This window comes from Bdellovibrio sp. SBM16 (assembly GCF_056175625.1).
In genome coordinates this window covers 25,792-42,559 of the sequence record NZ_JBJKJG010000011.1, presented here as the reverse complement: position 1 = coordinate 42,559, position 16,768 = coordinate 25,792, and the positions used below count along the sequence as shown (strand labels likewise).

Sequence of the window (16,768 nt, the reverse complement as noted above, 5' to 3'; positions counted from 1 at the left end):
CTTATTCCACATTTAAAAGCGTCTTAAAGCGGTCCGGCGCCAGTTTGGAACCATTTCATTTTGGCTGGCGGTAATGCAATTGCTTGCTCAGTTCGTTTGCATTTGCGTATAGCCCGACTTGACTCTAAACTAAAGGAACTCACCGTTATGGTGTTATTAAAGTCGCGTTTAAAATTAATACGCGCAGGAGTATAGAAAAATGAACTTTTTAAAGCGTTTTGGGATGCTAATTTTAGTTAACGCCCTAATCATGATCACAATTAACGTTATTCTTAACGTTCTCGGTGTTCAGCCTTACTTACAAGCGTACGGTATCAATTATGCTTCATTGGCCGCATTCTGTTTGGTCTGGGGTTTTGGTGGCGCTTTCATTTCATTACTAATGTCGAAATTCATGGCAAAAATGATGATGGGTGTCCAAATCGTTGAGCCAGAAGCGCGCGAACCGGAAGCACAATGGTTAATTCAGACTGTCTACCGTTTAGCACGTAATGCGAACCTGTCAAAAATGCCGGAAGTCGGCGTGTTTGACAGCGAAGAGATGAATGCGTTTGCCACTGGCCCGAGCCGTTCAAACTCACTGGTCGCAGTATCGACCGGCTTAATGCGCAAAATGAACAAAGACGAAGTTGAAGGTGTGTTAGCACACGAAATTGCCCACGTTGCCAACGGTGACATGGTTACCATGACACTTGTACAAGGTGTGGTAAATGCTTTCGGTATGTTCTTAGCGCGTGTGATCGGTCATATCCTGTCAACACAGGTTAAAGAAGAAAGCGCACACATCGTAAGAATGATTGCGACTTTAATTTTAGATATTTTATTTAACATCTTAGGTATGTTTGTGGTGGCCGCGTTTTCGCGTTACCGTGAATTCCGCGCCGATGCCGGTGGTGCTGCCCTTGGCGGTAAAGATAAGATGATCCGCGCGTTACAGCGTTTACAGCACGAAACGGCGCCGGTTCCTGAAGAACAGCCTCTGGCGACGTTCCAGATTTCAGACCGTAAATCAAAATTTTTCGCATTACTAAGCACGCACCCGCGCTTAGAAGACCGCATCGCCAGATTACAACAATCATAAGCTGCCAGGTCTTTAAGAAAATAAAAAAAGGAGAGTTAACCACTCTCCTTTTTTTATGTCTTAATTCTGTTGAACTCCCAAGGCTTCGATTTTCTTTAACCAGTTCTTGCGGAAAGATTCTTTCGACAGCCGGATCGGCCCAATCGATGTGATCTTAACTGGCTTGATGCCACAAAATTCCAGAGTCAGTTTTTTCACCGCTCGGTCTGACGGCGCCCCATACATCAAAAAATAGTACCACGGCGGCTGATCCATGGTTGAAATAATGCGTGCGGTTTTTCCGGTAAGTAACTTATCCCACCACACCGAATTTTCACGTTTGCGCCAGGCAAATCCCGGTAACAACACGCGATCAAAAAAACCTTTAAGCACGGCGGGCACCGACCCCCACCATACCGGATAAATAACGACAATGTGGTCCGCCCATTTAATTTTGTTCTGGGCCTCGATCAGGCACGGCTCAAGCTCGGTGCGCTGACGGTAACCATGCTCCAGACTCAATTTAAACGGCAAATCACCAACAAAAATTTCTTCGACCTGGGCGCCCGCTTGCAACGCCCCTTTTTTATAGGCCGCGTGCAGGGCATGATTAAAACTCTGTTTGTCCGGATGTCCTTGTAAAATCAAAATCTTTTTTTGCATAACGAAAAAAGTATGACACAGAGTAAATAAAAAAAGGAGAGTTTTCACTCTCCTTTTTTTATCTTAATGTTTACATCAGATTATTTGTTATCTAACTTCGTCAGATCCTTAACTTTGCCTTCTTCAAGGATAATTAAGTCAGTTAACACATTCGCCGCTTCTTGGATTTCTGGCCGTTTTAAGTATTCTTTTTCTTTCTCAGCCTTGTTGCCATAGCGGTTAGCTTTTTTAGCTTTAGCTTTTTCTTTTTCGTCTTTATCTTTCTCTTTTACGATCTCTGCCACTTTAATCGTTTTACCAAGTTTTTTAGTTTTCTCTAATTCTTCGGTAATTTTTTTGAATTCTTCGTTTTTGGCAATACGCTCTTCAGAACGTACTTTTAAAGTTTTGATCCATTCAGATTTGATCGGACTCCACTGGCCTTCACCTTTTGTAACCGCAGCGTCTTTAGAAACGAACTGATCGATCTTTTTCGGAGGTAACGAGTAATCCATAGATTTCTCACCGATATCGTCCACATGAAACGGCGACGGGAAAACGATATCACTGTCTACACCTTTATGCTGGGTCGAATAACCGCCCGGGATAAAGAACATACCGATCGTAACTTTTAAGGCACCCAACTCACCCGGAATCGGAAGAACAGTCTGGATTGAACCTTTACCGTAAGTATGGTCGCCACCTACGATCACGGCACGGCCGTAATCTTTCAATGCCCCTGATAAAATCTCAGAAGCCGAAGCCGACACACGTGATGTCAACACCACCACCGGGCCGTCCCAGTCAACTTTTTCATCCACGTCAGCTAATGGTGTTTCAGCGCCACGACGCGAAGATTGTTTTACGATATTACCGGTTTTAATAAACATACCGCCGATTTTGACAGCGTCATCTAACGAGCCACCGCCGTTGTTAGATAAGTCGATCACGATACCGTCAGCTTTCTTGGCTTTCGCATCAGCTAAAACTTTTCTCATATCGGCAGAAGATGTTTTACCACCTTTGTTTGAATCCGCATAAAATGAAGGAAAGTTAATAATACCGATTTTTTTTGTCTCACCGTTGATCACTTTATCCTGGTAGTAAATCGTAATCGCGTTATCTTCTAAGGCGATCACTTCACGGGTAAGCTCTACGTCAAATTTTTTGTTACCAGAACCTTCTTTACGTAAAATCGTTAATTTTACTTTAGTGCCCTTAGGGCCGCGGATAAGTTTAACGACATCTTTTAATTCCATGTCGACAACATTTTCCATTTTAGCACCTTTAGATACTGCGATAATTTTATCTTTTGGCTCTAACTGGCCGGATTTCGCCGCCGCACCGCCGGTGACTAACGCTTCAATCGTGGTAAAACCATCTTCTTGCGAAAGTGTGGCTCCGATACCTTCAAGTTTTAACTTCATATCGATGTTAAAATCTTCGTAGTAGTCTTTACTGAAAAACGATGAGTGCGGGTCTAACGCTAACGCAAAAGAGTTTAAGTAGTTCGCCACCAGATCATCGTATTTGATATCTTTAAGACGTTTTAAATTACGCTCGTAGTTTTTAATAACGCGCGATTTTGCTTCATCAAGTTTAATATCTGTCGCTAAGTAGTTCGCTACCTGAAACTGGATATACTTAGATAAAAATTCTTCAGCTTCTTTAGCGGTTTTCGGGTAGTCTTTTTTGTCTGGATCGTAAACAAATTCAGTGTCTTTATTAAATTTAAAATCTTTGCCTAAGTAAGATTTAACAAACTCAACACGCTCAGCGGCACGTTTAACGATAGTCTCCTGCACTGAAGCAATAAACTTACAGTCTTTCTTTTTTAAATTTTCAAAAAGGTTTTTCATCGTCGATTTGATCTGATCAACATCGCTTTGAACTAAATAAATTTTAGCCGGATCCTGACGCTTAATATATTGCGCAACTACGCGTTTTTGTAATTCAGCATCTTCGCTTTTGTAGGTTAAGTGATTTGCTAAATAGGCTGATTGAATCGGATCTACCCAGTTACAATCCAGAGATTTGTTAAAATCAAAGATTTGCGCCTGCGCCACTTCTGGTTGTGCAAACGAAAATGCCAGAGCCACTGCGGCGGCTAATAAATACTTTTGTGATTTCATAGGTAAGTGTTTCCTTAACTGTTAGTACAAATGACTTAACGGTTATTATAGACCTACTCTTGATAAATATGCAGACAATATTGGCAGTTATGCCCTTTGTCTGAACGAACAAACAAGTATTATGTTAAGTGATTTGTGAAACTGTCTTATTACGAATCAGTTTGTTTATAGAAATCTTTTTAAATTATTTTCGTTTAGCGAGCTGATCAAATAGGTCCAGTTGCTCCAGACCGTCATTTACAAGCGGCGTCGTCAGGCCATGCTGCGAAATTTCATGCTTCACGAAGTCACCGCCATGGGTTTCGATCATGAAAAATGACATCTCCGGATACTGCGACTTTAGTCGCGTCATCTCCTCAACAATAAGTTGAATATTCTTAGGGTCATCGTCACTCATGCCAAAGCGGTGATGCGGACTGTAACCATAAACTTCTATCGCACGTTCAACCGAAGCCCGGATAGCTTTTTGTTTAAGTTCAGCGGTCGACATCTTATATTCGGCATCACCAAAACTGTGTCGGACCTGCTTATTACTGCAGGCAAAGAGACTTAAATAGTTCGGCTCCAACGGCAAATGTCCGTTTTTAACAAACTCATAAATTCCGGCACGCAATGTCTCGGCCGAGTGGCCGCGGGCCGTAATCACCGAAATCGGACGCTGGTTAAAAACTGCATGATAAAAACAGTCCCACGAAGGACCTTTCCACTGCCCGTCCGGGTGGCCTAAAGCCATCATAATATCCTGTACGAACGGTTGTTTTTTACCCTGCTGTTTTTCTAATTCAGGAATATTCACATCGCGAAAACACCTAAAGGTTCCGGTCGCATCATCCCACTCGATTTCATAGTGTTCATAGGGGCCGGATTTACCGATCGCCGAGTGGTGCAACGCCCATTCGGCAGAAGACAGATGCAGCTCTTCGCGTGTTTTTTTATGAAATAAAATTAATGGCGTCGTTAAAAAGGCGATATTGTCGTCAAAATCAAAAAAGTAAAAACTACGACCGCCGCGGTGATAATTTCTATCCGGCTCTCTCGATCTCGTTTGTCCCAGCTCCAGCTGGCCTTTTTTTCTTTCGTCCGACACTTCGTTCCTCTTTTAGATCAGCCTCCGGCTAACCTTATTCTAAAGGGCCGACCCTGCGGTCGTCCTTATTTTTTCTTCTTCGTGATAACTTTTTTAACGCCTAAGGCCTCTGCTTTTTCGGAAGGTTTGGCGGCTTTTTTTAGGGTCTTCGTGGCTTTTTTCGCCCCACCTTTAGCCTTTTTACCTTTACTGCCGGCTTCCGCCAGCTTCTCGTTCATCAACTCAAAAGCTTTTTCTTTAGTAATTGTATCTGCAGTTACACCTTCTGGTAAGCCCACATTTGTTTTGCCGGCTTTAAGGTAGGGACCGTACGGGCCGTTAAACAAACTCACTTCGATATCATGCTGCGGGTGTTTGCCAAACTCTTTAAGCGGTGCCGCTTTACCGCGGCCTTTTTTCGGAATCGCAAACAGCGCTAGCGCTTTTTCCAGATTCATCGTGAACACAGATTCTGTTTTCGGGATCGAACGGTAATCCCCGTCACAAACGACGTAGGGACCAAAACGGCCAACGCCGGCCTTGATATCTTTACCGTTTCCAGGGTTTGTTCCCAATGATTTAGGCAGTGCTAAAATTTCTAATGACATTTCATAGGTCACAGACGCCGGATCTAATCCCGGAGGCAGTGTCGAACGTTTAATGTCTTCGTCATCGTTTTCACCCAATTGCACATACGCACCGTAACGACCGTTAAGTACGTAAATCTTTTTACCGGTTTTTGGATCAACACCAAGTGAATCGGCACCTTTTAATTTTTGATCAATCAATTTTTCGATCGTATCTGAGGTCACATCAGCCGGCGCTTCTGCATCAGGAATCGAAGCACTTAAAGACTCTTCGCCTCTCTGAGTTTTGACATAGGCACCATATTTACCCACGTGGAATTCGTATTTTTCCAAACCATCAAGTTTGATGGTGCGGGCTTCTTCAGGATTTATATTTCCTTCTTCTTCGGCTACAAGGTTACGTAAACCTTTTTTACCATGATAAACACTGGCTAAATAACTTTCCCAGTCCAATTCGCCATCAGCGATATGATCGAGAGAATTTTCCATCTCAGATGTAAATCCTAAATCCACATACTGGGTTAAGTGATTCATTAATAATTTAGAGACCACCATCGCGGTAAATGTCGGAACCAATGCGTTCCCCATTTTTTTTACATAACCACGGTCAATGATAGTTCCGATAACAGACGCGTAAGTCGACGGACGGCCGATACCTTCTTTTTCCATCGTCTGAACTAAAGATGCCTCGGTAAATCTTGCCGGTGGTTTTGTTTCGTGGGCGGTTGGCTCCATCTTCTGTGGCTTCACCGAATCATTTTGTTTTAATTGCGGTAAGCGCACTTCGCGTGATTCTAAATCCGCTTCCGGGTCATCCGAACCTTCGACGTAAGCGCGTAAGAAGCCCGGAAATTCAATCGTCGTGCCCGTGGCATTAAAGATCGTGTTTTCAGCAGCTAATTTTGCCGAGACTTGCTTTTGACGAGACGATGTCATTTGCGAAGCCATCGTACGTTTCCAGATTAAATCATAAAGTTTTAATTGCGGACCTGATAGCCCCGTATCATCCGGATCTTGAAAGTGTGTTCCAGCGGGACGGATACATTCATGGGCCTCTTGTGCACCTTTTACTTTTTTACCTTCGTAAGTGCGCGGACTCGCCGGTAAATACTCTTTACCGTATTTTTCTAAGATCGCGGTACGGGCTGCGTTGATCGCTTCCTGCGACAGTGAAGTCGAGTCAGTACGCATATAGGTGATAAAACCCTGCTCGTAAAGTTTCTGCGCCACCTGCATGGTTTCTCTAGAGCTCATACCTAATTTACGATTGGCTTCCTGTTGTAAGGTTGAAGTGATAAACGGCGGATACGGATTACGTTGGACCGGCTTTTCTTCAACTTCAGTTACTTTCCATGCGGCCGACTGAACTTTAGCAGCTAACGCCTGGGCTGCTTTGGCATCTAGAACCAACAAATCTTTTCCGGCGTTTAACTGACCTGTTAAGCCATCAAAGTCTTTACCGGTGGCTACACGTTTTTGATCGACCGTTAAAAGTTTGGCTTCAAAGCTTTCGCCAGCTTTATCAAGGTACGCTGTTAAACCGTAGTAATTTGATTTTTTGAAACGGATACGCTCTTTTTCACGTTCAACGATCAAACGCACAGCGACTGACTGCACGCGGCCTGCGGATAAACCGTAAGCCACTTTTTTCCAAAGTAGCGGAGAAATAGTGTAACCCACTAAACGATCTAAGATACGACGCGCTTCCTGAGCACGCACTAAATTATGATCAATCTCGCGTGTTTCTTTTAAAGATTTTTGTATCGCTTCTTTGGTGATCTCATGAAACACCATGCGCTTGGTCGGCACACGAGGTTTTAAAACCTCTTGTAAATGCCAGCTGATTGATTCCCCCTCGCGGTCTTCATCGGTCGCGAGATACAGCACATCGGCCTCTTCAAGTTTGTCTTTCAAATTTTTGATAACTTTGGTTTTATCTTTCGGGATGCAGTATAATGGCTCGAAGTTTTTATCGACGTTAACACCGAGTTGCGCCCATTTTTCTTTTTTAACTTTTTCAGGAATATCTTTTGATGATTGCGGCAGATCACGTATGTGACCCATGCATGATTCAACGATAAAATCTTTACCTAAAAATTTACGAATAGTTTTGGCTTTGGTTGGCGATTCGACAATTACTAGCTTTGTTCCTGAACCTAATGAATCACCAGCCGATGCTGCAGCTTTTTTAGCCATTGTGTGTTGTATCCTTTATGATAGAGTGTCTATATTATATGTAGTGACCGCGTGGAAAAAACAACCTCTTTTTGGAAACACAAGATGAAGCCACTTTCAGAATTCTCGACAAAAATCCAGTATCTACTCACCGATATCGACGACACCATCACGACAAATGGCCAGCTTCTCCCCGAATCTTACTCAAGCCTGATGAAATTGAAGCAGCACGGTATCAAAGTAATCCCCGTGACGGGTCGCCCTGCCGGCTGGTGTGACATGATTGCCCGCTTCTGGCCAGTTGATGCCGTGATCGGCGAAAACGGCGGTCTATACTACCGATATCACGGGAGAAAAATGCTTCGCTGGAATTTTGCCAGTGAGGCTACTCTGGCTGAAAATCAAAAAAAGTTACAGCTCATTGCCGCTGAAATTAAACAAAAAATTCCAAACGCTGCTATTTCAGCAGACCAATTCTGCCGCATTTACGATTTGGCTGTGGATTTTTGCGAAGATATTCCGCGCCTGTCCGATGACGAAATTCAACACATTGTTAAGATTTTTAAAGCGCACGGCGCAACAGCTAAAGTCAGCTCCATTCACGTCAACGGCTGGTTTGGTGCCTTTAACAAAGTCACGACAGCTAAACTTTTATTACAAAAAGAATTCGGATTAAACGAAGCGCAAATTCTTGAACAGTGTGCCTACGTCGGTGATTCGCCCAATGATGAGCCATTATTTGAAAGCTTTAAGCACACTTTTGGCGTTGCCAACGTGCGCGATTTCTCAAAACAGATGAAGCATTTACCGGCCTATGTCTCGCCATCAGAATCCGGACATGGCTTTTGTGAAATTGTCGACCGAATTGTTGCTCAATAGATAGCTTTTACGCCGAACGAAACTTTCCAGTCATCTAACAGCTTAAACTCTGTATCCTGCTCGCCACGAAAAGCCGAGTACTGGCCAAACACGTTCATCCAATCCAGCACCGACTTATCTAATTCAAACTGCTCAACGCCCGAACCATCCATTAAGGATGTCAGCGAACGAAAAAACACACTTAAATCTTTAAAAGCAAACGGATCAGTTTTTCGTAGCGAGAAATACAGATAGTTCTGCGATACCAGCTCGAGTCCTGATTTTTGAAAGCGTTTGATATTATCAACCAGATACGGCGAAAGCTGTGACGTCGCTACTAAAGCCTGATCAAACATCTTCTGGTCGTAGCCTGCCGAATTGTAAATATATTCTAAGCGCGCATCGAACTCGTCTTCGTACCGTAAACCTGCCACCGCCAGGGTTGAAAGCACCCCGTCTTGATCACTCGGTGTCATGCGCTGAAACACGCCGCTAACCTGTGGTTCGTAAAAAAACTGATTCACACTGTGCTTGGCATCGGCATAAACACTCACCCCTTCGGTAAATTCATACTGAAAGTATTCAGCGGCAAAAAAGTCAGCATTATCCGGAATTCCAAATGCCAAGCCTAAAAAGTTTCTTGTCCCGGTCCAGGCGGTTTCAAACTTCCCTGCAACTTGCGGTTTAAATTTTTTCTCAGTGATCCAGTACGGTTCATTGTTTGATGCCGGCTCTACCATGAAGACCAGATTGTAATCAGCCTTGGCGTTCCAGTTCAGGCGAAGCAGGGCTTTACCTTTTTCTTTATACACCAGACTTCTCTGATCTGTATTAAAATGAAAAAACGGATTTGATGGGTTTAAAATCTCAGCGGGGCCCCATTGGTAAACCTGCAGACCCACTGTCGTAAAAATGCGGTCGGTAATATACTGTTCGTAAAAAGCATCGGTCAGATTAATGTCGGTTTCACTTGTACTTTCGTCTTTTAACGTGGTTTCGGTTTTATAGCGCTGCTGCGTCGATACGATACGTGGGCGCAGAATAATCTTCGCATCATTGATCAACCATTTAAATTCGGCCCGCTGATCTAAGAACACACTGCTTTCCGGAATCGTTAAAACTTCATTACCTAAATTTAAAACCGAATCGGCATAATCACGCTGTTCACCGAAAAGATAGGCTTCATAACTAAAGGCAAACTCGGCGTTTTGCGCCGACACTGCCAAAGGAACCCATGCTGCAAAAAAAACAAGCCAACTATACATATGTTAAATTATCGATAATCTTGCTGCGGATAATCTGTCTGGTCGAAAAATAGGTGGCAATAGTTCCCACCGAAACTAACAGTAGGAATGCCGCCACATACGCTTCGGGATAAAACGCAATTCTAAAGGCCACCGGCTCAGATAAGATTCCGCCTTTATATAAAATTTTAACCGAGTTAAACCCGACCGTCAGAATCAGGGCGAGCACTGCACCGACGCCGGTACCCATTACGGATAAAAATAAACTCTCTAAGAAAAACATCTTAACTACCTGCTGCGGTAAAAAGCCGATACTGCGCATTGTTCCGATTTCACGCGTTCTTTCTTTAACCAGTTTCACCATGGTGTTTAACACCGAAAGCGTTGATACAATCACGATTACAATCACTACGAAGTTTCTAAAGATCGATAAAAAATCCATCGTCTTGGTAAACATCTCACCTAAGCGGTGATCCTGCCAGCGCTGCGCCTGCAAGTACGGCCTATCTTTAAGAATTGTACCGTTAATATAATTTACCACCTGATCGACAGATTTACCCGAAACTTCCAAAGTGATAAAACTCACTCGATCAGTATTCATTAAAGTTTGTGCGGCCTCCAATGATGTCTGGATATAGCGGTCATCCACATCTTTGTACCCGGCATCCATTAAAGCCACGGCCGACAAATCCACTGCGTTCAACTGGCCATCGACGGTTGTCGTCGAAATCTGCAAATCTTTGGTTAAACATTCGAAGGGTTTATCTACTTCAGCGTAGCCACCGTAAAATGTCAGGGTATCTGTATCTTTAACCCAGGTGCAGGCAAGCTTTCTGGCCAGGCCCTGCCCCAGGGCTCCGACAAAAGCCGATTCCTGACGGTCAAGCGGTGTACCGTAGGTCACATTCCAAGACCAGTTTTTACCGCGCAGCTTTTCGCCGGCAATCAAATCGTAACCGCGTCCCAATAAAATCTGCGACTGCACACCATTGGTGATCATACCCTGAAAGTTTAAGTTACGCACCACGTGCGGTGCCTGCACCGGGGCCTCTTTAAGCTTAATTGCCAGATAGTCCTGGTCTTCTTTGCTGATCCAGAACTCCCACGGTGAGGTGACGCCTTCTTTCGAATACTGGTCTTTGTGTTCAATGATTATATCGCCCAGCATCTGACGGTGTTTAAAGTTATCAATGTACATCGCTTTAACATCATCAATGTAACCGTCAAACAACACCAAAGACACAAACGAAGCCGAAAGACTTAATAACGCCGAAATCGAATGACGCCAGTTCTTTAAAGTGTTGCGGAAAGCGATTTTAATTAACATTAATTATCTCGTTAAATTGTTCACATTAAAAATAGTATTAGAAACCTGTACCACTTTAGGTGCTTTGTAGGTGATCGTACTTTTGTTGTTTGCAAATTTCGCATCGACAATCATCAACTCACTGATAAACGGAAACGTCTCTCCGCCGGCAGTTAACGTGTTACCGTATTTTAAATGGCCGACCTTAAACGGCTTACCCTGCAGGGTTAAAAATTCGGCCTTCATTGCCAATTTGGTCTTATCACTGATCCAGTAGCGGATTTTATCATATGTCAGGTTTTTCGATTTCGCAGTTAATAATAACACGTGCATTTTTTCGCCGTTTAAACTTTCAGTCTTTTCAATCACTGCCGAATAATCACGGGCATAGTGTGTCGAGGCAATATCGCCGTTAGCGGCCTGGCCGGTTAGTTTCTGGCGGGCCGAGATGGAAACCGGCTTTTTAAGCGACGGTTTAAAAAACCACATATTACGGTCATTAAAAATGTACATCTCACCTTTGTTTTTTGCGGGCTTAGTGGCTTCAACATAAGCATCATCACCTTTGGCTTTAATATTGAACTCCCGGGCACTGCTTTCACCGTTTTCTTCGGTCGCGACCACTGCAGTCCACTGCACACCGTCCTTTACACTGCCACGGGCACGGTCTGAGGCTTTGAGTAAATCTGAGGCCAGATCAGCACTGGCATAAAAAGGAATGGCTAATACTAACATTAAAAGTTTCATGCATTATCTCCCTCTTCGGTGTCATCACCGAATGTAGAACTATCATTAAGTAAGGCAATTAGTTTTGTACGCAGTTTGTTTTTAATGACAAAAAACGAAGACAGAACCGAAATCGTAAACAGCAGGATAAAAACGAAGCTTGCAATATATAAATTCCATTTTAAAACAAACTGAATTTTCGCACTTGCCCCAGGTGGAAAAAACTGAATATTAGCGGCGTTCACCAAAGATGAAACGACAAACGAAATCAATACCCCGAAGACCATACTGATCACTGCCAGCAACACACTTTCGCGCATAAAAAGCTTTACCACATCAAGACTTTTAAAGCCGACCGCACGCAGAGTCCCGATTTCACGCGTTCGTTCGATAATACCCATGGTTAACGAATTGATAATGGTCAGGCTTACTGCCGTACAGATTAAAAATACAAAAAATCCGCCCATCACATACAAAAAGCCCATCGTCCCCTGGTGTAGGGCATTGATCTCCGGCGCATCAAAACGGTAAACATCCGTGGCAAAAGCAAGTGTCGAAAGTTTTTCTTTTAGCTTCTTGATGAAAGCATCAACTGAAACTTCTGGCTTTAAATAGACCGAGATCGACTCAACCGCATCGGTCGCCAGTAACTCCTGTACTTTTTTAATCGGAATCAACACCACGGTATCTTCCAAAAACTGCATACCGGTGGTGTGCTCGGCACCAAGATCCGCATTAATCGCGTTGAGATCGCCATCTAATGAACGGGCCGCCAGCTGTACACTGTCGTTATCTGTTAATGGATATTTAAATGACAAAATTTCAGCGATCTTCGGTGTAATTGAAACCGTTTCAGGATTTCGGATAAATAGATCCGCATTCTCGCGCTGCGAAGGCAACACCCAGTCTTTCGCCCACTCCAGCAACGTCGGTTGGGTCAAAGATTTCTGATACGCCACAGGATCAAACCCGTAGATGACCACCGGATGCGATTTAACGCCGTTAGAAAATAAGCCAGGCACCGAAATTTGCTGCCCGGTGTATTCAATCTGATTCTGCAGATCTGCAAGAATAGTCTGCACCTGCTGCTGCTCTTCAAGACTAAAAACATATTTTTTAGGTTTGATCTGATACTGCTCGATCGCGTCTTTTTTGTAGATGCTGACATGCCCCTTTTGGGCCGAGTACACCGACGTCGTGTCTAACGCCATTTTTGAACGGTAAATATACGCACCTAAAAGGTTTAAGCCGACAAAACCTACCGTAATGGCAACACCGGTCGATAACGACCGGCGCTTATTGCGTAATAAATTGCGGAAGGCAAATTTCCAGATCATGTTTCGATTTGACCGTCTTTGATTTTGACAATTTTCTGTACGCGGCTCATAAGCTTTTCGTCATGCGTACAGAAAAAGAAAGTCACATGTTTAGTGCGGTTTAATTCCAGCATTAAATCTATGATCAGATTCGCTGTCTTTGAGTCAAGATTCGCTGTCGGTTCATCGGCTAGGATTAAAGCCGGTGAAGTGACCAGCGCCCTGGCAATAGCCACACGCTGACGTTGCCCGCCGGATAGCTGATCCGGGCGGTGATGCATAAAATCGGCAAGCCCCACATCTTTTAAGGCGGCTTCGACTTTGGCTTTACGCTCTTCAGCTTTAATGTCTTTTCTGACTGTTAACGGTAGCTCTACGTTTTCATAAACGTTTAACACCGGAATCAAGTTAAAAGACTGAAAAATAAAACCGATTTTTTCATTGCGTAAAGTGCTCTTCTGATTCTCATTCAACGATTTAACATTCATGCCATCTATCAGAATATCGCCGCGATCCACACCATCGAGACAGCCGATCAGATTCAATAAGGTTGTTTTTCCTGAACCCGATGCGCCGATCAGTGCGGTAAACTCACCTTTGGTCACCACCAAAGAAAGATTTTTAATCGCATCGACGTGGGTTTCACCCAGCTTATAACTCTTTGATATATTTCTGATTTCTACGACTGATGACATACGGGTATTGTCTGCTCTGTCTACAAGTTTTACAACCATTTATTGTTTTCACAAAGCCGCAGATTTTTCTCCCGAACCGGCCTTCTTAGGGTATCTTCTGCCCCATGATCGAATTCAGAAAACGTTTATTCTTATTTTATGTTGGCGCTTTCACGGTAGTTTACCTGGTTAAGCAGCTTGCTGCAGAGCAAAGCACCATGCTGACCAAAGCCAGCCTGGGCCTACAGTCGTTAATCACGTATATTAATTAATAGGATTTATTTTTTGCGCTTGTCTTTGGCATTTAGCGTTTTAAACCAAAGGTCCCAGCCGTTAAAATACAAACCAAAATTTGAATTAGAAACCTGATGATGAATATTATGGTGAGTCGGCGTCGTAATCCAGCGGCCCCACCTGCTATTCTGCACATTCTCCGAAAACACTTCATAACCCAGATGCCCGGCCAGGTTTGCCATATCTGTTAATACCAAAATCACGGCTAACATCGGCACACTGACACTGGTTAAAAAGAAAAATGGAAAGAAATAAAGCATATTGGCAAAAGCCTCAACCGGATGAAACGAATAAGTCGCCCACGGTGTCGGATTTAGCGACCGATGATGCACGACATGCACATTACGGTATAGCCAGCGGTTCTGGTGCATAATCTTATGCAGAAAATAGAAAAACGGATCATAGATCATAACATAAATTAACAACGCCACTAAATCTTTCCACAATGGCTGCGCAGGCACGATGTGTACCAATCCCTGTTCGTTCATCTTATATATAACAAAAAAACAAAGCGCCTGAATCACCAGCGTGTAAGCTGAATATTTCATCTCTAATTTGACCTGTGGCTTTGCGCGCTCTTGCACCTGGATTTTTTTAAACATACTAAGCCACGATGGCTTAAGTATCCAGAATACATAATACGCCGATCCCATGATCAAACTGTATTTGGCTGTACCAAGTGCTAAGATGGCCAAAAAAACCAACCCGTCATTAGAGCTGATCATAAAACATTCTCAGCGGTAATAACGTTGAGCCATTGATCGGCAAGAAAAAACCCTGTGACTTTTCCAGCCTGTTGGCACTTTCCGGTGAAATATTTTTCTCAAAGGCTTTTGTTGCTTGCTGGGCCAATTCAACCTGATCAAAAACGGCTATCGTTTCACCTTCGATGCGCTCTGAACGCGGGTGCAGGTTGTAACTGCCGATTAAAAATAATCGCTCATCGACGATCATGTACTTTGAGTGTACGGTGCTGCCTTTGCGCAGATAAACCTCGGCCCCGATATCAGCCAGCATTTTTGCAGACCGGGTGATCGGTAAGGCCACAACCGGCTCATCGACACTATCACTTGAATTTGTTAATACGCGCACGCGTACGCCGCGATCAACGGCCGCCTTAATTTCATTTAACAGTGACGGAAACACAATCACGTAGGCATTCTCGATATCCACAGTCTTTTCCGCACCGCGAATGGCCTTCATTTTTGTAAGTAAAATCTCGTGCTGATCGCCTGAAGCCAGTGGCTCATGCTCAACAATCATGGCACGCGCATCCGCATTTACTGAAAGCTGCTTTTTGACTTTTGTTATTCTCGTGAAGGATAATTTTTGCGCCGAAATTTGCTTATTCCAGATCGACACAAATAATCTCTGGGTCTGCTCTGCCGCTTCACCTTGCAACGCCACATCAGTATCAAGCCATAAATTCTTCGCTTCGCCGGCTTTATGGCTGTAAGTGTCGCCCGGGTTCATGCCGCCCATAATAGTTAACGTTTCATCGACAATTAAGATTTTTCGGTGCTGTCCCATAAACGGAGCGTCCGGGTTAAACCAGCGTACGACCGAAACACCGTTTTTTTCCATGCGTTCGACCTGCTCTTTGTAGCCTGCTCGAAAGCTAACCTGACCATCTACGATCAGTCTTACTTTTAAACCTTCCTTACTTTTTTTAATTAATAGATCAGCCAGCTCACGACCGGTTTTATCATCGATCACGGCCCAGGTAAGCATATTGATAGATTCTTTGGCTTTCGCCATGGCCGAGTCCCGCAGTGAAAATGAAGCCGGTCCGTTGACTAACAGCTTTACTCTCTCAGCCGGATAAAAAGCTGAGTTAGCTATATCGGCCAGTTCAGCTAAAAAGTGACTATCCGACAGACGTGATTGAACATGCGCTTCTTTTTCAAAGCTATTTAGTTTTTTAGCCAGTTCTTCGGATAAGCCTTTCCATGTCTGCTTGGTAAATTTTCGCAATGACGCCGTTGAGCCGATTGTGGCATCAACGGTCGAAAGAAGCTTTAGTTTTTCTTCAGCTTTAATGGCGCTGACCAAATGACCAAACTGTGGGTCGGTTTTTAGTGATTCCACCATGGTAGACACAAAGGCCACAAGTTTTCCTTCACCGCGAAGCTTGATTAATAAATTCAGAATTTCAGTTTCCAGATAAGTCAGATCTTTTTCAGATAAATCCAGGATCGCACTCTGCCCGGCAGCATTTTTAATGATCCCCAGCTGCGCTCTCGGGCTGATCATGTGTCCCTTTGACGCCCAGATCGCCACAAGTTCTTTAAGTCCCAGCTCCACTTCAAGTGTTACATCCGAGAACACGTCTTCGACTAAGTCTAGATCAAAAATCTTAACTACCGATGGATCAAGTGGCTCGATATGTAAGAATGACGGTGCCCCCGTCACTTTAAGAATAATTTGATTGATAGTCTTTTTAACTTCGTGCGAGATATCGGTAAAAATCTGACCCACGCGGTCCATACTGAAAAACGGGGCCGGGGCTTCCTCCACCGCCGAAAACCCCCTTTGGGGAGCGATAATCGAAGCGACCAAGACACTGACTAACAAAACTGATAGGGGATTACTCTTTTTCATAACAATATCAAGCTGCTAACCCTGTTCCAGGGCGGCTTCCGACACAGTAGTTTAAAGGCACAAATAGGTGTCAAAGATATTAACAGG

14 protein-coding genes are annotated in these 16,768 nt (G+C 43.8%); 3 read left to right on the top strand and 11 right to left on the bottom strand.

Annotated elements, in window-relative coordinates:
• Positions 1-199 precede the first annotated feature (199 nt).
• A complete protein-coding gene (gene htpX, locus AC04MM_RS12075; RefSeq protein ID WP_475380618.1) occupies positions 200-1,081 on the top strand; it encodes a protease HtpX in 882 nt (293 codons plus the stop codon).
• 60 nt (positions 1,082-1,141) lie between these two features.
• Here htpX and AC04MM_RS12070 read toward each other — a convergent pair whose 3' ends face one another.
• The 4 genes from AC04MM_RS12070 to topA form a co-directional block, all read right to left on the bottom strand.
• Positions 1,142-1,723: an NAD(P)H-dependent oxidoreductase gene (locus AC04MM_RS12070; RefSeq protein ID WP_475380617.1), complete on the bottom strand. Its 582-nt coding sequence runs from the start codon at positions 1,721-1,723 to the stop codon at positions 1,142-1,144.
• 80 nt (positions 1,724-1,803) lie between these two features.
• Positions 1,804-3,834 (bottom strand): carboxy terminal-processing peptidase, encoded by a 2,031-nt coding sequence (locus AC04MM_RS12065; RefSeq protein ID WP_475380616.1) that lies wholly within the window; start codon positions 3,832-3,834, stop codon positions 1,804-1,806.
• A 184-nt stretch (positions 3,835-4,018) separates the two neighbouring features.
• Entirely contained in the window at positions 4,019-4,921 is a 903-nt protein-coding gene (locus AC04MM_RS12060; protein WP_475380615.1) for a hypothetical protein, read from the bottom strand.
• Positions 4,922-4,986: 65 nt separating this feature from the next.
• On the bottom strand, positions 4,987-7,683 hold the full coding sequence (topA, locus tag AC04MM_RS12055) for a type I DNA topoisomerase (RefSeq protein ID WP_475380614.1): 2,697 nt from the start codon (positions 7,681-7,683) through the stop codon (positions 4,987-4,989).
• Positions 7,684-7,767: 84 nt separating this feature from the next.
• Here topA and AC04MM_RS12050 point away from each other — a divergent pair, with 84 nt between their 5' ends.
• Positions 7,768-8,541 carry an HAD-IIB family hydrolase gene (locus AC04MM_RS12050; protein ID WP_475380613.1) on the top strand — a complete coding sequence of 258 codons (774 nt, stop codon included), beginning with the start codon at positions 7,768-7,770 and terminating at the stop codon, positions 8,539-8,541.
• On the opposite strand, the gene AC04MM_RS12045 is transcribed toward AC04MM_RS12050, so the two are convergent.
• Genes AC04MM_RS12045 through AC04MM_RS12025 form a run of 5 tightly spaced genes read right to left on the bottom strand, consistent with a single transcriptional unit; the run spans position 8,535 to position 13,807 of the window.
• Positions 8,535-9,785, bottom strand: coding sequence for a hypothetical protein (locus AC04MM_RS12045; protein WP_475380612.1), 1,251 nt, complete (start codon positions 9,783-9,785; stop codon positions 8,535-8,537). The two genes, AC04MM_RS12050 and AC04MM_RS12045, sit on opposite strands and share 7 nt — an antisense overlap.
• Entirely contained in the window at positions 9,778-11,091 is a 1,314-nt protein-coding gene (locus AC04MM_RS12040) for an ABC transporter permease (protein WP_475380611.1), read from the bottom strand. Before AC04MM_RS12040 ends, AC04MM_RS12045 begins: the two co-directional genes overlap by 8 nt.
• 3 nt (positions 11,092-11,094) lie before the next feature.
• A complete protein-coding gene (locus AC04MM_RS12035; RefSeq protein ID WP_475380610.1) occupies positions 11,095-11,817 on the bottom strand; it encodes an outer membrane lipoprotein-sorting protein in 723 nt (240 codons plus the stop codon).
• Positions 11,814-13,133, bottom strand: coding sequence for an ABC transporter permease (locus tag AC04MM_RS12030; RefSeq protein ID WP_475380609.1), 1,320 nt, complete (start codon positions 13,131-13,133; stop codon positions 11,814-11,816). The genes AC04MM_RS12035 and AC04MM_RS12030 overlap by 4 nt, the downstream gene beginning before the upstream one ends.
• Positions 13,130-13,807 carry an ABC transporter ATP-binding protein gene (locus AC04MM_RS12025; protein ID WP_475380608.1) on the bottom strand — a complete coding sequence of 226 codons (678 nt, stop codon included), beginning with the start codon at positions 13,805-13,807 and terminating at the stop codon, positions 13,130-13,132. The genes AC04MM_RS12030 and AC04MM_RS12025 overlap by 4 nt, the downstream gene beginning before the upstream one ends.
• A 104-nt stretch (positions 13,808-13,911) precedes the next feature.
• Between AC04MM_RS12025 and AC04MM_RS12020 the strand changes: the two genes are divergently transcribed.
• Positions 13,912-14,058, top strand: a complete 147-nt coding sequence (locus AC04MM_RS12020; RefSeq protein WP_475380607.1) for a hypothetical protein — start codon at positions 13,912-13,914, stop codon at positions 14,056-14,058.
• Between the two features lie 6 nt (positions 14,059-14,064).
• Here the strand turns inward: AC04MM_RS12020 and AC04MM_RS12015 are convergent, their stop codons facing one another.
• Positions 14,065-14,805 carry a sterol desaturase family protein gene (locus AC04MM_RS12015; protein ID WP_475380606.1) on the bottom strand — a complete coding sequence of 247 codons (741 nt, stop codon included), beginning with the start codon at positions 14,803-14,805 and terminating at the stop codon, positions 14,065-14,067.
• Entirely contained in the window at positions 14,792-16,681 is a 1,890-nt protein-coding gene (locus AC04MM_RS12010; protein ID WP_475380605.1) for a phospholipase D-like domain-containing protein, read from the bottom strand. Before AC04MM_RS12010 ends, AC04MM_RS12015 begins: the two co-directional genes overlap by 14 nt.
• Positions 16,682-16,768 lie beyond the last annotated feature (87 nt).